Source organism: Burkholderia sp. Bp8991 (genome assembly GCF_003853795.1).
In the GTDB taxonomy this organism is placed as follows: Bacteria; Pseudomonadota; Gammaproteobacteria; order Burkholderiales; family Burkholderiaceae; genus Burkholderia.
The window spans coordinates 223589-246552 of sequence record NZ_QTQJ01000005.1; the positions used below are offsets into that span (position 1 = coordinate 223589).

Annotated in this window: 18 protein-coding genes; 4 read left to right on the forward strand and 14 right to left on the reverse strand. The window is 68.2% G+C overall.

Annotated features, from left to right (window positions below; all coding sequences use genetic code 11):
* Positions 1–7: 7 nt before the first annotated feature.
* Both DIE02_RS36420 and DIE02_RS08270 read right to left on the reverse strand, forming a co-directional pair.
* Complete coding sequence (locus tag DIE02_RS36420) at positions 8–1480, reverse strand: sigma-54 dependent transcriptional regulator (protein WP_124486452.1); 1473 nt, start codon at positions 1478–1480, stop codon at positions 8–10.
* A 432-nt stretch (positions 1481–1912) separates the two neighbouring features.
* On the reverse strand, positions 1913–2830 hold the full coding sequence (locus DIE02_RS08270) for a metal-dependent hydrolase (RefSeq protein ID WP_124486453.1): 918 nt from the start codon (positions 2828–2830) through the stop codon (positions 1913–1915).
* A 591-nt stretch (positions 2831–3421) separates the two neighbouring features.
* Between DIE02_RS08270 and DIE02_RS08275 the strand changes: the two genes are divergently transcribed.
* Both DIE02_RS08275 and DIE02_RS08280 read left to right on the forward strand, forming a co-directional pair.
* Positions 3422–3763, forward strand: coding sequence for an FKBP-type peptidyl-prolyl cis-trans isomerase (locus tag DIE02_RS08275; protein ID WP_044846591.1), 342 nt, complete (start codon positions 3422–3424; stop codon positions 3761–3763).
* 26 nt (positions 3764–3789) lie between these two features.
* The gene (locus DIE02_RS08280) at positions 3790–4557 is read left to right on the forward strand and encodes an AraC family transcriptional regulator (protein ID WP_044846592.1); all 768 of its coding nucleotides are present in this window, start codon (positions 3790–3792) and stop codon (positions 4555–4557) included.
* A gap of 294 nt (positions 4558–4851) precedes the next feature.
* Here the strand turns inward: DIE02_RS08280 and DIE02_RS08285 are convergent, their stop codons facing one another.
* Positions 4852–5310, reverse strand: coding sequence for a helix-turn-helix domain-containing protein (locus DIE02_RS08285; protein WP_124486454.1), 459 nt, complete (start codon positions 5308–5310; stop codon positions 4852–4854).
* A gap of 158 nt (positions 5311–5468) precedes the next feature.
* Between DIE02_RS08285 and DIE02_RS08290 the strand changes: the two genes are divergently transcribed.
* Positions 5469–6704: an MFS transporter gene (locus tag DIE02_RS08290; RefSeq protein WP_124486455.1), complete on the forward strand. Its 1236-nt coding sequence runs from the start codon at positions 5469–5471 to the stop codon at positions 6702–6704.
* 141 nt (positions 6705–6845) lie between these two features.
* On the opposite strand, the gene DIE02_RS08295 is transcribed toward DIE02_RS08290, so the two are convergent.
* The 10 genes from DIE02_RS08295 to DIE02_RS08340 form a co-directional block, all read right to left on the reverse strand.
* Complete coding sequence (locus tag DIE02_RS08295; RefSeq protein ID WP_124486456.1) at positions 6846–7970, reverse strand: glycosyltransferase family 4 protein; 1125 nt, start codon at positions 7968–7970, stop codon at positions 6846–6848.
* A gap of 41 nt (positions 7971–8011) precedes the next feature.
* On the reverse strand, positions 8012–9196 hold the full coding sequence (locus tag DIE02_RS08300) for a glycosyltransferase family 4 protein (protein WP_124486457.1): 1185 nt from the start codon (positions 9194–9196) through the stop codon (positions 8012–8014).
* Positions 9193–10659 (reverse strand): glucose-6-phosphate isomerase, encoded by a 1467-nt coding sequence (locus tag DIE02_RS08305; protein ID WP_124486458.1) that lies wholly within the window; start codon positions 10657–10659, stop codon positions 9193–9195. The genes DIE02_RS08300 and DIE02_RS08305 overlap by 4 nt, the downstream gene beginning before the upstream one ends.
* Before the next feature lie 10 nt (positions 10660–10669).
* Positions 10670–11806: a glycosyltransferase family 4 protein gene (locus DIE02_RS08310; RefSeq protein WP_124486459.1), complete on the reverse strand. Its 1137-nt coding sequence runs from the start codon at positions 11804–11806 to the stop codon at positions 10670–10672.
* 148 nt (positions 11807–11954) lie between these two features.
* Complete coding sequence (locus DIE02_RS08315) at positions 11955–12914, reverse strand: glycosyltransferase family 2 protein (protein ID WP_044846599.1); 960 nt, start codon at positions 12912–12914, stop codon at positions 11955–11957.
* Between the two features lie 62 nt (positions 12915–12976).
* Complete coding sequence (locus DIE02_RS08320) at positions 12977–15202, reverse strand: polysaccharide biosynthesis tyrosine autokinase (RefSeq protein ID WP_124486460.1); 2226 nt, start codon at positions 15200–15202, stop codon at positions 12977–12979.
* 50 nt (positions 15203–15252) lie between these two features.
* Entirely contained in the window at positions 15253–16431 is a 1179-nt protein-coding gene (locus DIE02_RS08325) for a polysaccharide biosynthesis/export family protein (RefSeq protein ID WP_044846601.1), read from the reverse strand.
* Positions 16425–16868: a low molecular weight protein-tyrosine-phosphatase gene (locus tag DIE02_RS08330; protein WP_124486461.1), complete on the reverse strand. Its 444-nt coding sequence runs from the start codon at positions 16866–16868 to the stop codon at positions 16425–16427. Before DIE02_RS08330 ends, DIE02_RS08325 begins: the two co-directional genes overlap by 7 nt.
* Positions 16869–16908: 40 nt before the next feature.
* On the reverse strand, positions 16909–18324 hold the full coding sequence (locus DIE02_RS08335; protein WP_124486462.1) for a UDP-glucose/GDP-mannose dehydrogenase family protein: 1416 nt from the start codon (positions 18322–18324) through the stop codon (positions 16909–16911).
* Between the two features lie 67 nt (positions 18325–18391).
* A complete protein-coding gene (locus DIE02_RS08340; protein WP_124486463.1) occupies positions 18392–19765 on the reverse strand; it encodes an undecaprenyl-phosphate glucose phosphotransferase in 1374 nt (457 codons plus the stop codon).
* Between the two features lie 426 nt (positions 19766–20191).
* On the opposite strand from DIE02_RS08340, the gene DIE02_RS08345 reads away from it, so the two are divergent.
* A complete protein-coding gene (locus DIE02_RS08345) occupies positions 20192–21718 on the forward strand; it encodes a mannose-1-phosphate guanylyltransferase/mannose-6-phosphate isomerase (RefSeq protein ID WP_124486464.1) in 1527 nt (508 codons plus the stop codon).
* 129 nt (positions 21719–21847) lie between these two features.
* On the opposite strand, the gene DIE02_RS08350 is transcribed toward DIE02_RS08345, so the two are convergent.
* Positions 21848–22789 (reverse strand): transposase, encoded by a 942-nt coding sequence (locus DIE02_RS08350; protein WP_124486465.1) that lies wholly within the window; start codon positions 22787–22789, stop codon positions 21848–21850.
* Positions 22790–22964: the final 175 nt, after the last annotated feature.

The window sequence follows — 22964 nt, forward strand, 5'->3', positions numbered from 1 at the left end:
GCCGCCTTCAGCCGACTCGCTGGTGGTCGGCGTCGTCGGGCGGCGAGCCGTCCTTCCCGCCGTTGTCGCCGGTGTTGTCGTGGTCGTTGAGTCCGTGCTCGATCATCATCCGGTACAGCGTCACGCGCGAGATGCCGAGTTCGGCGGCGGCCTTGTTGATCCGGTGATCGTTGCGCAGCAGCGCGTTCTCGATCGCGACGCGCTCGGCGAGCGAACGCGCCTGCTCGAGGGTCACGGGCTCCGTTTCACCCGGAACCTCGAGCCCGAGATCGTGCGGCGTCAGCAGCCGGCTCTCGGCCATCACGATCGCGCGGCGCACCCGGTTGATCAGCTCGCGCACGTTGCCGGGCCACTCGTAGCGGCGCATCGCGTCGAGCGCGGCCGACGTGAAGCCGCTGATCTTGCGGCCGCTGTCGCCCTTGAATTTCTGCAGCACGTAATGCGCGAGGATGTCGATGTCCTTGCCCCGCGCGCGCAGCGGCGGCTCGTGAATGCGCAGCACGCAGAGCCGGTGATAGAGGTCCGCGCGGAAGCGGCCGGCTTCGACCGCGCCGTCGAGGTCCACGTGCGTCGCCGAGATGATCCGCACGTCGACCGGAATCGATTCCTGGCCGCCGAGCCGCTCGATCTTCCCTTCCTGCAGGAAACGCAGCAGGCTCGCCTGGCTTTCGACCGGCATGTCGCCGATTTCGTCGAGAAACAGCGTGCCGCCGTTCGCCGACTCGATCCGGCCCGCGCGCCGCTGGTTCGCGCCGGTGAACGCGCCGCGCTCGTAGCCGAACAGTTCCGACTGCAGCAGGTGATGCGGGATCGCGCCGCAGTTGATCGCGACGAACGGCCCCTTGCCGCGTGCCGAGCGCTCGTGGATCGCGAGCGCCGTCAGCTCCTTGCCGGTGCCCGACTCCCCGGAGATGAACACGCTCGCGTCGGTTTTCGCGACCTTGCGGATCGTGCTGAACAGCTGCTGCATCGCTTCGCAGTTGCCGATCATCCCGTGCTCGCCGATCGATGCCGCGTATGCGGCGCCGTCGACGCGATCGAGCGCGGCCATCCCGCGCGCGTGGCCGAGCACGTGCGAAATCCATTCGTACGGCAGCGGCAGCGTCACGTAATCGAAACAATAGCTGCGGATCAGTTCGCGCACGGCAGCGCCGATCGTGATGCCGGCCTGCGCGATGGAAATCCAGCCGATCGCCGGCTGGCTCAGGCACGCCTTCAGCGCGGGATAGTCGCGCGACGTGAAGCCCGAGAAATCGATGAGCCCGGCGGCGACGTTCACGCCGGACGTCATGTTCTGCGCGGCGCCGGCCGTCTTCGCGACCGAGATATCCCAGCCGAGCCCGCGCAGTTGCGCCAGCAACGGCTCGTCCGGCGAACGCATGATCACGAACAGCTTGCGTCCGGCCTCGGGAGCGGTGACGGATACGAGCGGCGTCTCGGACGCCGCCGTCCCGCTTGCGTCGGGTGACCTTGCAACCATCGTTGTTCCCCGCTTGGCGTTGGTATCGTGCGCTGGCTCGCCGCCGCGTCCGACGGACGTCGATCGAACCGACATATTGGCCGCATTTTCGTCCGAATAAAATCCCCCCGGGGAATAATCGCGTGCCGGGCGAACCCTTTCATGAACGGTATATCGACGCCGCCGACGCGCGGCTAGATGGGTGTTATCCCGGTGGCGCGGCGGGCGCGAAGCGAGGCCGGACCAATCGCGAACACCCGACGCCGCGCCGGTGCTGGCGCGCGGGGACGGCACGCGAGGCCGGGCACACGGGATCGGACCGGCGTCACGGGCCGGCACGCCCGGTCGGCCGCACCGGCCCGGTACCCGCAACCGTTTCCGCTTGATGCCGGTCAATCGTCGGATAAAACGGGGATGATGCAGGAATGCAACACGCGCAGCGCGGCGAGCGGGTCAGCGTCCCGATGCGAGCGGCGCGAGCGCGTTGGCGCGACCACGGCCGGCCGACGCGCCGTCGTGTTCGCCGTACGCGGCGACGAGCGCGTCGACCCGCGCGAGGTGATGGCGGTTGTCACGGTCCCACGGGTGGAAGCCGGGCCGGAAAAAGCTCAGCCACTCGCCCGCGATCCGCGGAAACAGCCCACGACGCGGCCCGTACAGGAACGCGAGCATGCGCAGCATGCCGCGCACGCGATGCTCGATGTCGCGATCGCGCGACAACAGCGTCGCGTGCAGCAGGAACACAGTCGGCCAGAACGTCAGCGTCGTCAGCAGATAGACGCCGATGCGGATCAGATAACGGCGCAGGCCCGGCTTCATCGCGACGTTCCAGACGTCGAACGACACGGCCTTGTGTTCGGTTTCCTCGAGCGCGTGCCACACCCACATCTGACGGTAGCCGTCGACCGAGCCTTCGAGGCGCGTCGGATCGCGCAGCAGCCAGTCGGCGAGCATGGCCGTGTAGTGCTCGGCGGCGACCGTATGCGCGAGCTGCACCGAATGCGGCAGCTTGCGCTTCATGTAACCGAGCACGGTCCAGATGCGCTTGTCGAGCTTGCGCGCGGGCAGGCGGTTCGCCTGCATCAGCTCGTTGTATTCGACGTGCTCGCGCGTATGCATCGCCTCCTGCCCGATGAAGCCGAGCACCTGCCGCTTCAGCACCGGATCGTCGATCCGGTCGCGATAGTGGCGCACGGAATCCATGAAGAATCGTTCGCCGGCGGGAAACAGCAGCGACAGCGCGTTGAAGAAGTGCGTCACGTGCGGGCCGAGCGCGTGCCAGTCCTTCGCGCGTTCGACCGGCAGGTCGAAGCGCAGGTCGCGGCGCACCGGCATCACCTCGGCCGCGATGGCGGAAGCGGCTGACTTCATGTTCGTCGTTCTCCTTGTTTCCGGGCGGCCCGGCCGGCGGTTGCGGCCATTGCGACCGTACCGGCGCGGGCCCGGGCAGCGCATCGCGCAACGCCCGGATCTTGACATCGATAGCTGTAAAGATAGGCGCCGGCGAACGCCGCGCGCAAGCCGCGCGGTAGATGCGCGCTTCCAAACAGGGCACGTTCGGCAACGCGACAAAAGCGGCGTTCGGGTGGCGTTCGGGCGGGTCGCGATTCGAACGCGCGCATCCGTGCGCAACCGGCAGGCGGGCGACGCGCGCGCGAATCGCAATCGGCGCGCAAGCCCCGTGCGACGGGCGTTTGCGGCGTCGCGCGACGGTTTTTCGACGCGACGCCGAGCGGCCGGATAGCGCCGATTCATACGCGCGCGACGTTCGCGCGGCGCAACCCCTTCGAGCCGGTCCGCGAACGATTCAAACATGCGTTCCATTCGCGTATCACGCGAGATGCGTCAGCACCGCCGCGACCGGCGCGCGACAGGCACGCGGCCGTGCCCTCGCCGCCTGCGGCGGCCCCCTGCGCGCTCGCCTACAATAGCGGTTTTACCCAACCCCTTTCAGGAGAAGTCATGTCTGTCACCACGACCGCATCGGGCCTCAAGATCGAAGAGCTGACCGAAGGCACCGGCGCGGAAGCGCAAGCCGGCCAGACCGTCAGCGTCCATTACACGGGCTGGCTGACCGACGGTCAGAAATTCGACTCGAGCAAGGACCGCAACGACCCGTTCGCGTTCGTGCTCGGCGGCGGCATGGTCATCAAGGGCTGGGACGAAGGCGTGCAGGGCATGAAGGTCGGCGGCGTGCGTCGCCTGACGATCCCGCCGCAACTCGGCTATGGCCCGCGCGGTGCAGGCGGCGTGATCCCGCCGAACGCGACGCTCGTGTTCGAAGTCGAACTGCTCGCCGTCTGACGACGCCGCCGGCCGACGTCCTTCCGATGGAACGCATCCCGTCTCCCGCCATCGCGCTGCGCCGTTACGACACGTGCGAAGCGTCCGACGTGCACGACTTTCACCAGGTCGTGCTCGGCGTCGACGGCGCGATGGTGATGGCGGTGGACGGCGTCGGCCAGCGCATCGACCGGCACGCGGCCTGGCTGATTCCGGCCGGCTCGCGCCACGATTACGCGGGCCTCGGCGACAATCGCCAGCTCGTGCTCGACCTGCCCGCCGCGTCGCTCGCGGTGCCGCAGCGGCTGTTCGACAGCGCGCGTGCCGTGTCGATCGACCCGGCGCTGAAGTCGCTCGTCGCGCAGGTCGCGACAGCGGCCGCGCAGCTCGACGGCCCGGCCGGCGACACGCGGCACGCGCATCGCTTCCAGTGGCAGGCCGCCGCGCGCCTGTGCGACGCGCTGCTCGGCGACGCCAGCCTCGCCGCGCCCGCGGCGGGCCTCGATTTCGCGCGCATCGACCGCTGGCTGCGCGCGCGGCTCGCGGAGCCGCTGCGCATCGCCGATCTCGCCGCGCACTGCGGCTACGGGATGCGCCGGTTTCACCAACTGTTCGTCGACGCGTTCGGCGAAACCCCGCATCGCTACCTGCAGCGGCTGCGGCTCGACGCCGCCGTCGTGCTGCTCGCCGACGGCCGCCATCCGCTCGTCGACATCGCCGGCATGGTCGGCTTCGCCGACCAGAGCACCTTCACGCACGCGTTCACGAAACGCTTCGGCGTCGCGCCGGGGCGCTGGCGCGGCGAACGGCACTGAGCGGCCGGACGCCACCCGTTTTCCTGCAATAGCGAACGCGACTGCGCCGATCGCGCCCATGCGTCATGGCCGGATGGTTTTCGACAGTCGTTGTCATCGCGCGCGACATCGTGGCGCGCATGAAAGCGGTGCGCACCGGGCGGGGTCTGCAGCCGCTTGAACGGGACTCTCGGCCGCCACCGGGCGCGCGACCGATGCGGCGACGCCGCGCAACGGTAAAGACACGGTCCTTGCGTCGCACGGCGTCCTGGGCACGGCGTCCGGGGTCATCACGTCCGGATCATCACGCCCGTATCACCCCCGCTCGTCGCCCACTTTCCGCACGACCGTATCCGCCGCCTTCAACGGCCGACCATCGTCGTGCCGCAGCGCGAGCTTGCGGATCGCACGCCCCGTCTTGCGCTCGACCAGGACCGAATGCGGCTCGCCGCGCTCGAACAGGTTCGCCTCGCCCCACTGCCGCAGCATCACGATCACCGGAAACAGCCCCTCGCCCTTCTTCGTCAACGCGTACTCCTGATACGCGCTGCCGTCCGACGCGGGCACGACGTCGAATACGCCCGCGTCCACCAGCATCCTGAGCCGGTCCGACAGGATGTTGCTCGCGACGCCGAGGCTCGCGCGGAAATCGCCGAACCGGCGCACGCCGTCGAACGCGTCGCGCACGATCAACAACGCCCAGCGATCGCCGACGATATCGGTCGCCCGTGCCACCGGGCACGGCGAATCCGCAAGACTTTTCTGCCTGGCCATGTTGTTCTCCGCTGTCGCGCCGGTCGCCTTCGCACGCGCCCGGCACGTCGGTGCGCGGACCCGTTGCCCGCCGCCCCACAAGTTGCATTTTAAAACTACTTTTCCTACACTCACACTGGTTTCAAATTGCAACTACTTAAGCGAGTGCGAGGCAGCCCATGGAATCGTCTTGTCGTTCGGGAACCGTCGCGTCCAGCGCGACATCGCGTGCCGCGCGCCCGGCCGATCGCGCGCGCGTATCCACGGCGCTCGTCGCGCTGCTGGCCGTCTGCTGCGCGGCAAGCGTCGCAAACGTGTACTACGCGCAGCCGCTGCTCGATTCGATCGCCCGCGATTTCCGCGTATCGCAGGCGACGGTCGGCGGCGTCATCACGGCGACGCAGCTCGGCTGCGCGCTCGCGTTGCTGTTCGTCGTGCCGCTCGGCGACCTGCTGAACCGCAAACGCCTGCTCGCCGTCCAGCTTCTGCTGCTGACGGCGGCCTGCATCGGCGTGGCCGCCGCGTCGACGCGCGTCGCGTTGCTGGCGGGCATGGTCGCGGTCGGGCTGCTCGGCACCGCGATGACGCAAGGGCTGATCGCCTGCTCGGCCGCGCTTGCGGGGGCCGGCGAGCGCGGCCGCGTGGTCGGCGCGGCACAGGGCGGCGTCGTCATCGGTCTGCTGGCCGCACGTTCGCTGGCGGGTGTCGTCACGGATATCGCCGGCTGGCGTGCGGTCTACCTGGTGTCGGGCGCACTTGCGATCGTGATGCTGATCGCGCTGGCGCGGCTGTTGCCCGATGCGGACGCGCCGCGCGAGCGCATCGGCTACGCAGCGCTGCTCGGTTCGATGGTCACGCTGCTGCGCAACGAGCGCGTGCTGCGTGTGCGCGGGGCGATCGCGCTGCTGATGTTCGCGGCGTTCAGCATCTTCTGGAGCGCGCTCGTGCTGCCGCTGAGCGCGCCGCCGCACGCGATGTCGCATACGCAGATCGGCGCATTCGGGCTCGTCGGCGCACTGGGTGCGGCGGCCGCCGCGCGCGCGGGCCGGCTCGCGGATCGCGGGCTCGGCGAAGCGACGACCGGCGCCGCGCTCGCACTGCTCGCATGCTCGTGGCTGCCGCTCGCGTTCACCGGTACGTCGATCGCGCTGCTGGTCGTCGGCATCGTGCTGCTCGACGTCGGCGGGCAGGCCGTCCATGTCGTGAACCAGAGCATGATCCTCGGCGCGCGGCCCGATGCGCATGCGCGCCTCGTCGGCTGCTACATGCTGTTCTATTCGATCGGTAGCGGACTCGGCGCGATCGCGTCGACGATGACGTATGCGCACGCGGGATGGATCGGTGTCTGCGGGCTCGGCGCGGCAGTCAGCGCGGCCGCGTTCGGCGTATGGGCCGTGACGCTCGGGCGTGCCTGAACGAAGCGTGTCGAGCACGGCGCGCGAGCCGCCGCATGCCCGGCTTCGAACGACAAAAGCCGGCTCGCCCGGATCGGGCGGCCGGCCTGCGAACCGGACGTGTATGCCGGCTCGACCGTCGCGACGATGCGTCGCGTTCGCTTACCCCGCCGCCTGGATCGCCTCTTCGTACACGCCGGCGACGCGTCGCGCGATCACCGCGTTGTCGAAATGGTCGCGCGCGTAGCGCTTGCACGCCGCTTCGTCCGGCAACGCGATCGCGCCCGACAGCGCGCCGCCGAGCCCTTCCGCGATCGCGTCCGCGCCCGTCGACGGCAGCACGAGGTCGTTGGACAGCCCGGCGACCGCCTCCGGCAGCCCGCCGACCGGCGTGACCAGCACCGGCGTGCCGGACGCGAGCGATTCGACGGTGATCAGCCCGAAGCCTTCGAGCGCGACGGTCGGCACGACGCTGACCGTCGCCGCGCGGTACAGCGCCGCGAGATGGTTGTCGGGCACGAAACCGAGCAGCTTCACGTTGTCCTGCAGCCCGGCTTCGTCGATGCGCTGCTGCAGTTCCTCGCCGATCTTGCCCTTGCCGGCGATCAGCAGCAGCACGTCCGGGTGACGATGCTTGACGAGGCCGATCGCGTCGATCAGGTCCTCCAGCCCCATGCGCCGCACGAGCCGGCGCACGGCCAGCACGATCGGCCGGTCCTGCGGCAGTTGCAGCTTGTGCCGCGCCTCGGCCGGCGTGAGCGGCGTGTCGAACTGCGCGGTATCGACGCAGCCGGGAATCACGCGCACGCGCGACGGATCGATCCCGTAGCGGTTCGTCAGGATCTGGCCGAATGCCTGCGACAGCACGATCAGGCGCGACGAGCGCGTATAGACGGCCTGTTCGAGATAGCGCTTCGCGCGCTGCCCGAGCGATGCGGCGCCCTCGACCTGGCTTTCGTCGGCCCACGGCCCCTGGAAGTGCGACACCTGCGGAATGCCGCGCGTGACGTCGAGCCCCGGGAACGTGTACAGCGCGAAGTGCGACGAAATCACGTCCGGCCGCTCGCTGCGGATCTCGTCGCGCAGCGCGCGGCGCGCGGCGAGCATGCGGCGCGCGAGCGGCTGCGACGCAGGTCCGAAGCCCTGGATCGCACCGCCCGTGTCGTCGGCGACCTTCGGCGAGCCGGCGACGAGCCCGCGCACCGCGACGCCCGCGCCCGGCAGCGCGCCGACGAGCGAGTAGTACATCCGATCGAGGCCGCCCGCGCGTTCGGGGAACCAGTGCATGCCGATTTGCAACGATTTGATCGGCCGGGAAGATTGAGACGTCACGGTTGCTCCTGCGTGATTGCATGCTCGACCCGCTCGAAGGCGGACGGCTGCGTGGGTTGGCCGATGCGCCGGTAAAGCGCGACGTACTGGGCGCCCATGTGGGCCCAGCCGAAACGGGTCATCAGTTCGCGGGCCGCGTCGCCCATCGCGCGACAGGTGTCGCGCGACGCCGCGAGCGAGCCGATCGCCTGCGCGAGCGCGGCCGGATCGTCCGGGTCTTCCAGCACGATCCCGCAATCGCGCGTGATGATCTCCGCGCCGCCGGCGGTGCGCGCGGTGACGACCGGCAGCCCGGCCGCCATCGCTTCCAGCAGCGACAGGCTCATCGCTTCGTAGCGCGAAGGAAACACATACGCGTCGACCGAGCGCATCAGCGTCGGCATGTTCTTCACGAGCCCGAGGAAATGCACGCGCGACGCGATGCCGAGCGCGCGCGCCTCGTCCGGATACGGGCTGCCGGGCAGATAGCCGGCCACCGCGAGATGGACGTTCGCCGGCAGTTTCGTCAGCGCCTTCAGCACGGTGCCGAGGTTCTTGCGCGGCGTGCGCAGGTCGCCGACGAACAGCAGCAGGAACGCGTCGTCCGGCAGCTTGAACGCCGCGCGATCGGCCTGCGCGCCCGCGAACGCGCTGCCGTCGACGCCGTTGTAGATCACGCTGATCTTGCGGCTGTCGATGCCGAGCCCGGCGATCTCGTCGGCCACCTTCTGCGACACGGCCGTGATCGCGCGCGAACGCTTGTACGCCCAGCGCTCGAGCGCCGTATTCACGCGCGTATAGACGTACTGGTACGCCGACCACAGCCCCTTCGTCGGGCCGAACGGGTAGTACGGGCTCTTGAACCAGCCGCCGTGCACGAAGTGCGCGGTGTTCACGTCGGCCTTGATCCACGAGATGAAGCCGTTCACGTGCAGCACGTCGTATTCGCCGCGATGCGCGCGCAGCCAGGCCGCGCTCTTGAGCGCGAACACCTGCTGCTTGACGAGATTCGACGGCCAGAAACCGCCGACCTTGACCGGCACCCAGCGCACGCGCGGGTCGGCCAGCAGCTCGGGCGCGACGTGCGACGCGACCAGCGTGACCTCGTAGTGTTCTGCCAGCGCCGCGCGCGCGATTTCGTAATTGACGCGGCCCTGCCCGTCGTTATGTCGCACGACGTGCGTGACGATCGCGATTCTCAATGGTCGCCTCCCCGTGAACGCGCGGCGGCCAGCAGGCGCTGTGCCTTTTGCCAGTGCGCCGCGGATAGTATGGAAAAAATGGCCGTGAACAGCAGCAGGCCGCCCGTGCCGATCAGCGAGTTCGTGAACACGAGCATCGCGAACACCGACAGGCACAGGCTCAGGCATGCGCCGACGAACTTGTCCTCGCGCAGCTTGAACGCCGCGCGCAGCGTGCGGGCGAGCAGCATCACGACACCCGACAGGTACAGCAGCGTGCCGGGCCAGCCGAGCACGAACGGCACGTTCATCACGCCGCTGTCGAAGCTGCCGTACTTGCCGAGCTCGCCGCTGTCGCTCGACAGCTTGGTGGACGCGCCGGTCGCGCCCATCCCTTCGCCGGCGACGTCGGTGAACGCCGTTTGCGCGAAGGTTGCGTAGAACTTGTTGCGGTCGTCATAGCTTCGGTCGTCCTTCAGGTTCGTGATCGACTGCAGGCGCGCGCCGAGCCGGTCGGCCACCGGCCCGACGGTCAGGAGCGGCACGCACAGCCCGACCAGCACGACCCCGCTGATCAGGATCCGCATCCGCACGCGGTTGCTCGACTGCACGAGCTGGATCGCGAGCGCGATCACCCAGCCGCCCCAGGTCGAGCGCACGAGACACAGCGCGAACGACACGAAGCCGGCGGCGCCCGCGAACCAGCGGACCTTCTGCGGTGCCGCGAACACGAACACCAGCGCGCCCATGATCGCGAACGCGAACGGCCCCGACGAGTTCATCGTGCTGAATACCCGCACGCCGTACGGCACCGGCTCGCCCTGCGAACCCATGTCCGAGCCGATCATCCACAGCACGTCCCACTGCGGCATCACGAAGTACTGCACGACCCCGTACACGCCCATCACGAGCATGCCCCACATGAACGTGGACAGCAGCACGTCGCGGTACTCGGGATAGTCGCGCGCGTTGACCATGATGTGAAAGCCGATCAGCACCGGGTACACCCAGTTCGCGAGGTCGTAGGTCGCGGCCATCACGCCGCTCGACACGATCCCGACGAGGTACGCGTACGTCAGCCCGAACAACATCAGCAGCACGGGAATCCCGCGCCGCTGGGCAAGCACGCGGTAATGCCTGAGCAGCCCCAAGCCGGCGATCATCGTCACCGCGAGCGGCGCGACCTGGATCAGGCTCGTCGGCGTGAACGCGCCCTTCGACCAGTCGGCGAGACGCCGCACTTCGGGGCTCAGGAACCACACCCACCACATGAAGCCGACGTAGCGCGCCGGGCTCTTGAAATACAGCCAGATGCCGACCGCGATCGCCAGCACCGGAAACGCGAGCGTCAGCACCTTGCCCTGGTGAATGGCGATCAGCGCGGCGGTCAACGTCCACAGCCCGGCCTGCCCGACCCAGTGCTTCGGTTCGGGTAACCGGCTGCGGTTGCGCGACGGTGCGCGTTCGGCGGCAATCGTACTCATCGATCCGCTCTCACCGCGACGACGGGCGCGAATCCGCGAGCGGCATCGCGAGACCGGCGGCCGCCGACGTGCGACGCCGGCGCAGCAGGTCGCGCGTGATCCGCACGTGCTGCTCGGCGAACGCCTGCGTGGTCAGGTCGCGCTCGCGCAGGCACGCGGCCGCGGCACGCGCGCATTCGAGCGCGGCGGCCGGATCGGCCACGAAGCGATCGGCGGCCTGGCGCATCGCCGCTGCGTCGAACGCCGGCACGTAGGCGGCCGTGTCGTGCGGGAAGTAGTCGCTGAGGCCGCCCACGTCGGACACGATCATCGGCTTGCCGACCGCCGCCGCCTCGAGCATCACGGTGATGCCCGACGCATGGAAGTTCGGCCGCAGCGGCACGACGATCACGTCGGCCCATGCGTACAGCTCGTGCTGCTTCGCGAGGCCCGATGCCGAGCCGATCTTCACGTTCGGCGCATGCCACTCGCGCGGTACGCGGCGGCGCGTCGCGAGCCGCACGTCGTAGCGCTCGTCGCCGCCGAACGCGGCGAGGAACGTGCGCCAGTCGCGGTCGCGGTCGTTGCCGATCGCGGCGATCCGCAGCGGCCGGTTCGGCTTCCATTGCTGCGGTTCGGCCGGCGGGAAGTCCTGCGTGTTCAGCCCGTAGTAGACGAACTCGGCTTCGCGCCCGAGATAGCGGCGGCACAGCTCGGCGTTGTCGCGGGCGAGCGTCGTCAGCGCGTCGGCGCGCGCGAGCAGCTTGCGGTACAGCCAGCGGCGCGGGCCGCCGAAGGTGTTCCACTTGTCGAACAGCCACACGCTCTGCGCGAGCAGCAGCGGGCGCTTGCCCTGCGCGCCGGCGAGCTTCAGGACCAGCGCGGCGGCCAGGTGCTCCTGCTCGGTGTGCGTCCAGATCACGTCCGTGCTCAGCAGCGCGGCGCGATTGCGCCATGCGTGCACGACGTCGAAGCCGAGCGCCGCCTTCAGCGCACGGCGCGCGAGACTCGCGACGCGGTTCTCGCGGCGGTCCTGCGAATAGGTCAGCCGGAATTCGTCGGATTCCGCGTGGTGATAGCCGTACAGGCAGCCGATGTTCTCGCCTTGCCGATAGGTACGCGGATCGGCGCCGTAAAACAGGTGAACGTGAACCTTCGTCGAAGTCATGTCAGCCTCCGCCAGGCCGTCGGATGCACCGACGGGCAAGCTTTAGGGAGCTGGAGGGGCTGCGCCCCTCCAAGCGAATCAAGTGAGCGCGGGAGTCGGACCATTTCATGCCCTTCGCGGGTGGCCGTGCATCGTGCGCGCGGCCCGTTCAAGACGTCACCGGCGGCATCGCCGCACGGTGGGGGGCAAGATTCGCGCGGCGCGCCTCGCGCGCGCCGCGGCGCACCGCGCGCCAGTGGTCGCGCACGCGGTCGCGCCGCGCGGTGTGCAGCGACAGCAGCACGTGCGCGAAACCCGGGTAGACGCGCGTGCCGACCAGCGTCCACCACCACCACGCGATCTCGCGCCGCAGCGGCGGCAGATGCTCGCGCAGGATCAGGTGCAGGTTGTACGCGCCGTTGCTGATCGCATTCAGCGACGCGGCGTCGCGCCGGTCGTCGTCGAAACGCTCGGCCGGAAAATGGTCGACCGCGATCGCCGGGTCGTAGACGAGCTTCCAGCCGTCGCGCTGCACGTGCATGCTGAAACCCATGTCGTTGTGCACCTGTGCACCGGCGCCGCGCAGCCGCGTGTCGAAGCGCAGCCGCTCGATCGCGGCACGGCGGTAGCTCATGTTCGCGCCCTTGAGCATGTCGACTTCGCGCGCGCCGCCGACGCCCAGGTGATGGTTGCCGACGATCTTGCCGGACAGTGTGAGCTGGCCGACCAGTTCGCGCGATTCGTCGAGCACGCGACCCTTCTCGTGCACCCAGTCGCGGCCGCCCACCGCGCCGACGCGCGGGTCGGCGAGGAACACGGCCTCGATGCGCGCGAGCCAGTCGGCGTGCGGCGCCGCGTCGTCGTCGGTGATCGCGACGATGTCGCCGTGCGCCGAGTCGAGCCCCTTGTTCAGCGCGGCGACCTGCCCCGGCACGTCGACCGGCACGATCCGCAGCGGCAGCGCGCCGCCGACCGACGGATCGGCGAGGCGCTCGTGCGTGGCATCGTCCTCCGGGCGCGCGACGACGATCACCTCGTCGGGCAGCCGCGCCTGGCGCTGCAGCGCCAGCAGGCAGCGCGCGAGGTCGGCGGGACGCCGGTAGGTCGGAACGAGCACGGAAATTTTCATCGAAAGTTCTCCAGTCGGCCGGGCCGATGCGGCTCGCGCCGGCCCGGTTTCGTGCAATGCGGTCAGGCGCTCAGGTATTCGTGGACGGCCGCATAACCGCGGCCGTAGCCGCGTGCCTTCGGCGGCACGCCGTTGAAGATCCCGCCTTCCAGATCGACGCCCGCGGTGCGCAGACGCTTGATCGCGTCGGCGATCTCGCCTTCGGTATGCATGCCCGAGCGCAGCACCAGGAAGGTCGCACCGGCCATGCGGCCGATGATGGTCGCGTCGGTCACCGCCAGCACCGGCGGCGAGTCGATCAGCACGACGTCGTAGCGCTTGCCGAGCCCCTCGAGGTATTGCGGCAGACGGGTCGACATCAGCAGTTCCGACGGGTTCGGCGGGCGCGTGCCGGCCGAGATAAACGACAGGCCCTGCACCGGCGTCTCGCGGATCGCCTCCTCGAGCGGCGACTGGTCGCTCAGCAGCTCGGACAGGCCCGGCTGCGCGGTGAGGCCGAAGTAGCGGTCGAGCATGCCGCGCCGCATGTCGGCGTCGACCAGCAGCACACGCTTGCCGGAATGCGCGAGCAGCACCGCGAGGTTGACCGTCAGGAAGCTCTTGCCGATGCCCGGCGTCGGGCCGGTCAGCACGACCACGCGGTTCTTCGCGTCCATCATCGCGAACTGCATCGCGGTGCGCAGGCTGCGCATGCTTTCGACGCTCAGGTCCTTCGGACGCAGGCTCGCGAGGATCGGCCGCGCGCGGCCGCCGCCCTTCTCGGCCATGGCGTCGAGCTTCACCTGCTCGGCGCTTTGCGGCACCAGCCCGTACAGCGGCAGGTTGAACGTGCGCTCGACGCGGTCCGGATCCTCGATGCCCTGGAACAGGTTGCGGCGCAGGAACACGATGCCGGTGCCGAGAATCAGCCCGAGGAACACCGCCGCCGACAGGATCAGCACCTTCTTCGGCTTGACCGGATCGCCCGGGCGCAGCGCCGAATCGACGAGGTGGATGTTGCCGCCCGTGCCGGCCTTCTGCACCGACAGCTCCTGCACGCGGTTCAGCAGCAGCACGTAGATGTCCTCGGCCACCTTCGCGTCACGCTGGAGCTGGACGGCCTTCACTTCGGTGGCCGGCAGGCTGCGGAAGCGGTTGCTGAACTTGTCCTTCTCGCCCTGCAGTTCCGCGAGCTGCTGCTTCGCGGCGATCACCATCGGGTGCGAATCGGTGAAGCGCTGCGCGAGCGACGCGAGCTGCAGGCGCTGCGCGGCGATCTGCTGCTCGTACTGCACGCTGCCTTCGAGGTAGACCTTCGCCTCGTCGCTCGCGTTGATCGAGCCGGACGTGCGCTGGTACTGCGTCAGTGCGGCTTCCGCGCGCTCGAGGTCGGACTTCAGGCGCGGTTCCTCGCCCTTCAGGAAGTCGAGCATCTTGGTCGCTTCGGCCTGCTTCGCGATCACGTGCTGGTTCAGGTACGACTGCGCGAGCGCGTTCGCGATCGCGGCGGTCTGATCCGGGTCCTTGCCTTCGAGCGAGATCTGGACGACGCCCGTCTGCTTGCCCTGCTCGGACACCTGGATGCCCGACTGGAAGCCGGTGATCGCATCGAGATCGTTGTAGCGGACCACCGTGAATTGCGTGCCCGGACGCGCGACGAGCTTCTGCACGAGCAGCGTCACGCCGCCTGCCTGCTCCGATTCGCCGACACGGCCCGACAGAAGACGGTTGCCGTTCTGGTCGACCAGCGTGTAGGTGCCGTTCGGGCCGGCCGTCAGCGTCAGCTTCTTGCCTTCGAGCGCGGGCACGACGTTGATCGTGTCGATGTCGGCGACTTCGCCGCCCCATGCGTACGAGCGCAGGCCGAACCACGCACGCGCCGGTTCGCCCGGCGTCGCGACGCGCGCGGCCAGGCTGCCGAGCACCGGCAGCGTCTTCGGCGCGACCGAGAAGTTCAGCTTGAACTGCTCGACGACCGGCGCGACGACGCCGCGGCTCTTGATGATCTCGATTTCCGCTTCGGTCGGCGCCTGCTGCGGACCGCTGTTGATCATCGCGCCCGTCTGCGTCTGGGTGAGCGCCTGCGACGTGTTGTCGTTGCCCTCGACCCGCACGTGCACGTCGGCCTGATAGACCGGCTTCGCGATGTAGCAGTACAGGCCGGCCATCGCGATGACGGTCACCGCGATGCCGAGCAGCAGCCAGATGTCGTCCATGAGCACCTGGAGCAGCTGGCCGAGGACGACGTCCTCTTCCTCGGTTTTCGCGGTCAGATCCGCGTAGGAGTGTTTCGCTTGCGTGTTCACCATTCGTTCCCGCTTGAGTGGTGCCGGGGGGCAGGCGCCGCCCCGGCGGGCTATCAGCGCGTGATTTGCCGCATGTAGAAGATCGTCTGGATCGTCGGCAACACCTGCTGCAGCACGCGGTTGAACTGCACCGAGCCGGCCGTGCTGACGTAGACGACGTCGAGCGGCTGGAGCGGGAAGCGGCTCGACAGCATCAGCGCATCCGGCTGCGTCATGTCGAGGCGGAACACTTCCGGCTTCGTCGGGTTGTCGCGCATGCCGCGCATCACGTAGATCTTGCGCGGGTTCGCGTCGGTGTCGAGGATGCCGCCGCCGGCCGTCAGCGCGTCGGCGATGGTCAGCTTGCCCTTGAGCATCGGCACGGTGACCGGCGTCTTGACCTCGCCCATGATGAACACACGGCTGTCGCTGCGGTCCGGCACGTTGACGATGTCGCCCGGCTGCAGCATCACGTTCTGCTTCACTTCGCCGCGATCGAGCACGCCGTTCGCGTCGAGCGTATAGAGCTTGCCGTCGCGCGTCAGGCGCACGCGCTGCAGGTCGGCCTCGTTGGTCGAGCCGCCCGAGCGCGAGATCGCGTCGACGAGCGTCAGCGGCACGTCGCTCACCGCGAGCGGGCCCGGCTGCTTCACCTCGCCCGTCACCTGCACCTTCTGGCTGCGGAACGACAGCACGCGCACGTCGAGCTGCGGATTCTTCACGTAGCGCGCGAGGGTCGATGCCATCTGCTCGCGGATCTGCGCGACCGTCTTGCCCGCCACGCGGATGCGGCCGACGAACGGGAAGAAGATCGTGCCGTCGGCGGCGACCGTCTGGCCGTATGGATCGGCCTGGCCCGGCAGCGCGGTCGTATACGGCTGCTGCAGCGCGCCTGCGACCGACTGCGTCGTGTTGCCGCCGCTCGAGAACGACTGGCCCTGCGGCGTCGTCAGCTCGGGGTGATCCCACACCGTGACGCCGAGGATGTCCTGCGGACCGACGCGGTACACGTACTCCGACGGATCGGTGTATCGGCCCGGCGGCAGCGGATGCTCGACCTGCTGCTTCTGCAGCTGATCCATCACCAGCTTCGCGTCGATGTAATGAACCGGATAGGTTTCGGCCTGCCCTTGCCGGCCTTCGTCCTTCAGGTTCGACGAGTCGAGATAGTTGCCGGGCGCGCTCGCGCAGGCCGACAGGAATGTCGTCATCGCGACGGCGAGCGCCAGCGGGCGCATGGGACGTTTCAGCATAGTTTTTGCAGCCATCCTTGAACCAGACGTTCGATCAATGAGTAGCTCTCGCGATAGTCGGCCTCGGGGCCGCCATGCGGATCCGCGATCTCGGCGTCCTCCCACTTGCCCAGCAGGTGGACCTTGCCGCGCGCGAACGGATCGACCGCCTCGACGGCCTTGATCTGTTCGCGCTCGCTGACGAGAATCAGGTCGGCGTCGCGCACGATCCGGCGCGACAGCCGCCGCGAACGGTGCGTCGTCGCATCGACGCCGCGCTCGGCGAGAAGTTGGCGCATCACCGGATCGATGCCGTCGCCGTCGTTGGCACGGACGCCGGCGGAGTGGAACGTCACGCGCGGGCCGCCACGCGACGCCGCGTGCGACTTGAACAGCAGTTCCGCCGCCGGGCTGCGGCAGACGTTCGCGTGACAGACGATCAGGATGTTCCGGAACATGGCGTCTCGATTCGGGTGACGGGTAACGGCGCCGCGCGCGTCAAGCGTTCGCGCGCGCGGCGCCCGGCACGCGCGCGGCGACGGCCTGGCGCGAGCCGGGGCGGCCGATCGGGTGGTATTCGATGCCCTGCTCGCTCATCGTCTCCGGCTCGTACAGGTTGCGGCCGTCGAAAATGACCGGCGACTTCCACAGGCGGCCGAGCGCGACGAAATCCGGGCTCTTGAATGCCTTCCATTCGGTGACGATCACGAGCGCATCGGCGTCGCGTGCGGCCTGCGCCTCGTCGTCGACGAAGCTGAGGCGCTCGAGCCAGCTCGGGTGATCCGCGAGATCGAGCGCGAGCACGCGGCGCGCTTCCTGCTGCGCGACCGGGTCGTACGCGGCGATGCGCGCGCCGCGCGACAGCAACTCGGCGATCAGCTCGCGGCTCGGCGCTTCGCGCATGTCGTCGGTGTTCGGCTTGAACGCGAGACCCCAGATCGCGAACGTGCGACCGGTCAGGTCCTCGCCGAAGCGCGCGACGATCTTGTCGGCCAGCACGCGCTTTTGCGTCGCGTTCACCGACGACACGGCCTTCAGGATCTGCAGCGCCTGGCCGTGCTCGTCGGCGGTGCGGATCAGCGCCTCGACGTCCTTCGGGAAGCACGAGCCACCATAGCCGCAGCCCGCGTACAGGAAGTGATAGCCGATGCGCGGATCGGAGCCGATCCCGCGGCGTACGGCCTCGATGTCGGCGCCGAAGCGGTCGGCCAGGTTCGCGAGCTCGTTCATGAACGAGATGCGCGTCGCGAGCATTGCGTTGGCCGCGTATTTCGTGAATTCGGCCGAGCGCACGTCCATGTACAGCGTGCGTTCGTGGTTGCGGTTGAACGGCGCGTAGAGCTTCTTCATCAGCTCGCGCGCGCGTTCGCCCGGCACGTCGTCGTCGCAGCCGATCACGATGCGGTCCGGCCGCGTGAAATCGTCGACCGCCGCGCCTTCCTTCAGGAATTCCGGATTCGACACGACCGAGAACATCGGCGCGTCGCCGCCGCGCTTCGCGAGTTCCTCGGCGACCGCCGCACGCACGCGCTCGGCCGTGCCGACCGGCACCGTCGACTTGTCGACGATCACCTTGAAGCCTTTCATATAGCGGCCGATGTTGCGCGCCGCCGCGAGCACGTACTGCAGGTCGGCCGAGCCGTCCTCGTCGGGCGGCGTGCCGACCGCGATGAACTGCACGTCGCCGTGCGCGACCGCGGCCTCGATGTCGGTCGAGAAGCGCAGGCGGCCGGCCGCGCGATTGCGCGCGATGACTTCCTTGAGGCCCGGCTCGTGGATCGGCACGCCGCCGTTGTTCAGGACGTCGATCTTCGCCTGATCGACGTCGAGGCAGAACACGTCGTGCCCGATGTCGGCGAGACAGGCGCCGGTGACAAGACCTACGTAACCGCTGCCGATGATAGTCAGATTCATGATGTGTCGGACCTCGTGACCAATGATTCGAAATTCGTGAAACCGGGGTGTCCGCGCGCGTTGCGCGTCAGTAAGCGTTGCTGCCGGTGAAGCCTTTCCAGAGCGTCAGCACGACGATCTTGATGTCGAGCCAGAACGACCAGTTCTGCATGTAGTACAGATCGAGCTTCACGCGTCCCATCATCTTCTCGATCTGGTCGGTCTCGCCGCGAAAGCCGTTGATCTGTGCCCAGCCGGTGATGCCCGGCTTGATCCGGTAGCGGAACATGTAGCCCTTCACCAGATCCTTGTAGATGTCGTCGTGCGCGAGCGCATGGGGCCGCGGGCCGACGACCGACATCTCGCCCTTCAGCACGTTGATGAACTGCGGCAGTTCGTCGAGGCTCGTGCGGCGCAGGAACCGCCCGACCGGCGTCACGCGCGTGTCGTTCTTGGTCGCCTGCGTGACCTGTCCCGCGACTTCGTGATGCACTTTCATCGAGCGGAACTTGTAGATCTCGAACTCGTGCCCGTCGATGCCCTTGCGCTTCTGGCGGAAGAACACCGGCCCGCGCGACGTGAGCTTGATCAGGCACGCGATCAGCACCATCACCGGCGCGAGCGCCGTGAGCGCCGCCAGCGCGAACAGCCGGTCGAACACGAACTTCGGCAGGATCCGCACGTCGGTGATCGGCGACGCCGCGAGGTTGATCGCCGGCACGCCGAGCACCTCGACCACTTCCTGGTTGAAGAACGACAGCGTGCGCACGTCCGGGATGAAACGGATATTCACGAAGTCGTGGCGGAACACCGTCACGATCTGGTGAATCCGGCGCTCCTCCGTGATCGGCAGCGTGAGCCACAGCTCGCTGATCGCGCGGCTGCGCACCAGCCACACCAGCGATTCGAACTGCCGCTCGATGCGCACGTCGTCGAGCGCGACTTCGCCCGGCGCTTCGCTTTCGTCGTATACGCACACCGGGTTGAAGCCCGCTTCCGGCCGCGAGCGCATCTGCGCGATCAGCCGCCGCGCCGCCGGCGTGCCGCCGACGATCGCGACCGCCTTCAGGTTGTAGCCGCCGCGGCGCAGTTGTCGCAGCACGACGTGCACGCAGGCCTTCGAGCCGGCGAGCAGCGCCATCGTCACGACTGCCCAGTAACCCAGCCACAGCCGCGACAGGTCGCCCGACTGGTGAAAGCTGAAGCTCATCAGGATGCCCGCGAGCTCGACCACCAGCCACGCGAACGCCACGCGCCCCACCAGCCCGACGAGACGCTTGCCGCGCCACGACTGGTAGATGCCGATGGCCGGAAAGAACACGACCACCAGCAGGCAGTCGAACAGCACCGTCGTGCGCTGCAGGTCGTTGAGCCAGATGCTGCCGCCGTGCAGCGCGGCGGCGATCAACGCCCCCAACACGACCATCGCGATATCGATGACTCTCGCCAGCACGCTCAACATGTCCGCTTCCTCTTTGAACAGGCGTTTGCCGAACAGCTCCTCGTGCAGCCCGTGCCGCACCTTCGATTCAAACGTTGCATGACGCTATTGAAGCGGTAAGAAAATCCCTTCTCAAGCGCACAAGTATTTCGAAAAATAATCGGAAATTATTGCCGCGACATTCTCGAATTAATTCGGCACGTTTTCCCGAATCGATCGTGAATCGGGATTTTTTCGGAAACTTTACGGTTCCCGGCATCCCTTTACGGGAAAGGGCTCCAGCGCGCTCACCCGAATTATTTTTTATTTTTTTATTTGCAGCGGATGCTATCGCGGAAAATTTTCCCGGATCCGTGCGCGACGAATATCTTGCAAAAGGTCCGGTTTTATTGTCGATTTACTTCATGCTACAAACAGGCACTGACTTCAATCGAGGAGAGTGTCATCATGAATGCTCCGGCCGTGGCAGCCGATACGCGCCCTTCTTCTTCCGCCGCCAGCGACGCCAGCCTGCGCGTCGCGGTGCAGCCGGTGATCCTTGCCGGCGGTTCGGGCACGCGTCTGTGGCCGATGTCGCGCGAACACTATCCGAAGCAGCTGATCGGCCTGCTCGGCGATCATTCGCTGCTGCAATCCACCGCGCTGCGGCTCGACGGCCTCGCGACCGGTCATCCGCTGAACGACGACGTGCTGATCGTGTGCGGCGAGGATCACCGCTTCACGACCGCCGAGCAACTGCGCCTGACCGGCAAGCGTGCGTCGATCATGCTCGAGCCGCTCGGCCGCGACACCGCGCCCGCGCTGACGCTCGCCGCGCTGCGGATCGTCGCCGGCGGCGGCGATGCCGTGATGACCGTGATGCCGGCCGACCACGCGGTGGCCGACCAGCCGCGCTTTCATGCGGCCGTCGCGGCCGGCGTGCACTGCGCGGCCCAGGGCAAGATCGCGACGATGGGCATCGTGCCGGGCCGCGCCGAAACGGGCTACGGCTACATCCGCGTCGGCGCGCCGCTCGGCGATGCCGGCACCGGCAACCTCGACGTGCGCCGTCTCGACCGCTTCGTCGAGAAGCCGCATCTCGAACTCGCGCAGCAGTACGTCGCCTCGGGCGAATACTGGTGGAACAGCGGGATCTTCATCGTGCGCGCATCGGTGTGGCTGAACGCGATCCGCCAGCTCGAACCCGAGATCCTCGCGGCCTGCGAGCAGGCCGTCGCACGCGGCAAGGACGACGGCGACTTCTTCCGCGTCGACCGCGACGCGTTCGCGTCCTCGCCGTCGAACTCGATCGACTACGCGGTGATGGAGCGGCTCGTGAACCTGCCGCAGCTGTGCGAAAGCGTCGTCGTGCCGCTCGACGCAGGCTGGTCGGACGTCGGTTCGTGGGACGCGATCTGGCAGATCCTGCCGAAGGACGATGCCGAGAACGTCGGCCGCGGCCACGTGCTGTTCGAGAATGCCGAATCGACCTTCGCGCATTCGGAAAGCCGGCTCGTCGCATGTGTCGGCACGCAGAATCTCGTCGTCGTCGAAACGCCCGACGCCGTGCTCGTCGCCGACAAGTCCTGCGTGCAGGACGTGAAGAAAATCGTCGGGCGCATCAAGGCCGAACGCGGCGCGGAAGCGACCGATCACCGCAAGGTCCATCGCCCGTGGGGGCACTACGACTCGGTCGACATGGGCGAGCGCTTCCAGGTCAAACGCATCGTCGTGAAGCCGGGCGCGCGACTGTCGCTGCAGATGCACCACCACCGCGCCGAGCACTGGATCGTCGTGCGCGGCACCGCGCGCATCACGCGCGGCGACGAAACCTTCCTGCTGTCCGAGAACGAATCGACGTACATCCCGCTCGGCGTGTCGCACCGTCTCGAGAACCCCGGCAAGATGCCGCTCGAGCTGATCGAAGTGCAGTCGGGCGCGTACCTCGGCGAGGACGACATCGTCCGCTTCGACGATACCTACGGACGCCAGTGACGCAATGCCTGCCGGGCGCGCCGTCGCAACGGTGCACCCGGCATCACGGGCAATGGAAGCGACAAAAAACAACGCGCGGGCGCCGTGACACACGACGGCCCGCGCGTTTTCTTTTCGTGCGGACGACGATCAACCTACACGGTACGCGTATTCGCGGCGGTCCGACTGCACCGAGTCGTTGCGGCTCTCGGACAGCGCGCCCGCGCGACGCTCGGCGATGAAGCGCTTGATGTCCGACTCGGCCCGCGCCAGCGCGGACAGGCCGGCCAGCACCTCGCTTTGCGGCGCACGCACCGGTTCGTCGCTCGCACCGTGGCGATCGATCCACTGACGCGCCCAGTCGAGCGCGTACTGCTCGGCTTCCTCCGCATCGGTGAAGCGCGGGCCGATCAGGCCCGAGCGCTCGACGCGCCGATCGTCCTGCATGATCTCGGCCCACGCGCGATACATCAGGTTCTGCACCGGCTGCGCACTGCCGCAGATCGTATAGCCGCGGTATTCATCGACTTGCGGCTCGGCCGCGGCAAAGCTCGCGGCGGACGGACGCCCGTGGCGCAGCCCCGCGGGCTGCGCGCCCGGGACCGCGAACGACGCTCCGGACGACGCGTGCGCTGCGTCGTTCGGCATCGCGGACAGCGTCGCGCCCTCGCCATCCCAAACGTTTGCGTGCGCGACCGGCAGTTGCCACGACTCGGGGTTCTGCCAGAACACGCCGCGCAGACGATCGTTGTCGGGCGCCGGCTCCGCACGGCATGCCGGCGCGACCGGCGCCGGCGGCGGCGGCACATACGCGAACGTGCGCCCGCTGAACTGGGTCAGCACGTCGATCATCTGCAGCAACGTGCCGTTCGCGAGCCACTCCTCGTAGCGGCGGCGGCACGTCGGCCCGGACGGATAGCGCCCGGGCAGTTTGGACCACGCTTCACCGGTCGTCAGGATCCAGAGGACCGCGTTGGCGACGACGCGCGGTTCCGCGCGTGGACGGCCTCGACGGTTCAGCCGAATCGGCTCGTCGGCGATCAGCGTTGAAAGACGAAACCACTCTTCATCGTTAAGCTCATCGAAGAACATAGTTGTTTCTCCACACAGCCAGGCCGGGGCTGCGATTGTCGGCGCCGCCGTCACGCATCGCGTCACGGGGCGGCCCGGTTGCACATTATGGTTATCCGCTTGTTGTGCATGCCGGCGCGACACCGCACTTTCACGGTGCCGCCATTCCCGGCAATGGCGCACAAATCACGGTCTC

Coding starts and splice junctions, on each gene's coding strand:
- DIE02_RS36420 (WP_124486452.1), bottom strand. CDS start 1,480: ATGGTTGCAAGGTCACCCGACGCAAGCGGGACGGCGGCGTCCGAGACG.
- DIE02_RS08270 (WP_124486453.1), bottom strand. CDS start 2,830: ATGAAGTCAGCCGCTTCCGCCATCGCGGCCGAGGTGATGCCGGTGCGC.
- DIE02_RS08275 (WP_044846591.1), top strand. CDS start 3,422: ATGTCTGTCACCACGACCGCATCGGGCCTCAAGATCGAAGAGCTGACC.
- DIE02_RS08280 (WP_044846592.1), top strand. CDS start 3,790: ATGGAACGCATCCCGTCTCCCGCCATCGCGCTGCGCCGTTACGACACG.
- DIE02_RS08285 (WP_124486454.1), bottom strand. CDS start 5,310: ATGGCCAGGCAGAAAAGTCTTGCGGATTCGCCGTGCCCGGTGGCACGG.
- DIE02_RS08290 (WP_124486455.1), top strand. CDS start 5,469: ATGGAATCGTCTTGTCGTTCGGGAACCGTCGCGTCCAGCGCGACATCG.
- DIE02_RS08295 (WP_124486456.1), bottom strand. CDS start 7,970: ATGCACTGGTTCCCCGAACGCGCGGGCGGCCTCGATCGGATGTACTAC.
- DIE02_RS08305 (WP_124486458.1), bottom strand. CDS start 10,659: ATGAGTACGATTGCCGCCGAACGCGCACCGTCGCGCAACCGCAGCCGG.
- DIE02_RS08310 (WP_124486459.1), bottom strand. CDS start 11,806: ATGACTTCGACGAAGGTTCACGTTCACCTGTTTTACGGCGCCGATCCG.
- DIE02_RS08315 (WP_044846599.1), bottom strand. CDS start 12,914: ATGAAAATTTCCGTGCTCGTTCCGACCTACCGGCGTCCCGCCGACCTC.
- DIE02_RS08320 (WP_124486460.1), bottom strand. CDS start 15,202: ATGGTGAACACGCAAGCGAAACACTCCTACGCGGATCTGACCGCGAAA.
- DIE02_RS08325 (WP_044846601.1), bottom strand. CDS start 16,431: ATGCTGAAACGTCCCATGCGCCCGCTGGCGCTCGCCGTCGCGATGACG.
- DIE02_RS08330 (WP_124486461.1), bottom strand. CDS start 16,868: ATGTTCCGGAACATCCTGATCGTCTGTCACGCGAACGTCTGCCGCAGC.
- DIE02_RS08335 (WP_124486462.1), bottom strand. CDS start 18,324: ATGAATCTGACTATCATCGGCAGCGGTTACGTAGGTCTTGTCACCGGC.
- DIE02_RS08340 (WP_124486463.1), bottom strand. CDS start 19,765: ATGTTGAGCGTGCTGGCGAGAGTCATCGATATCGCGATGGTCGTGTTG.
- DIE02_RS08345 (WP_124486464.1), top strand. CDS start 20,192: ATGAATGCTCCGGCCGTGGCAGCCGATACGCGCCCTTCTTCTTCCGCC.
- DIE02_RS08350 (WP_124486465.1), bottom strand. CDS start 22,789: ATGTTCTTCGATGAGCTTAACGATGAAGAGTGGTTTCGTCTTTCAACG.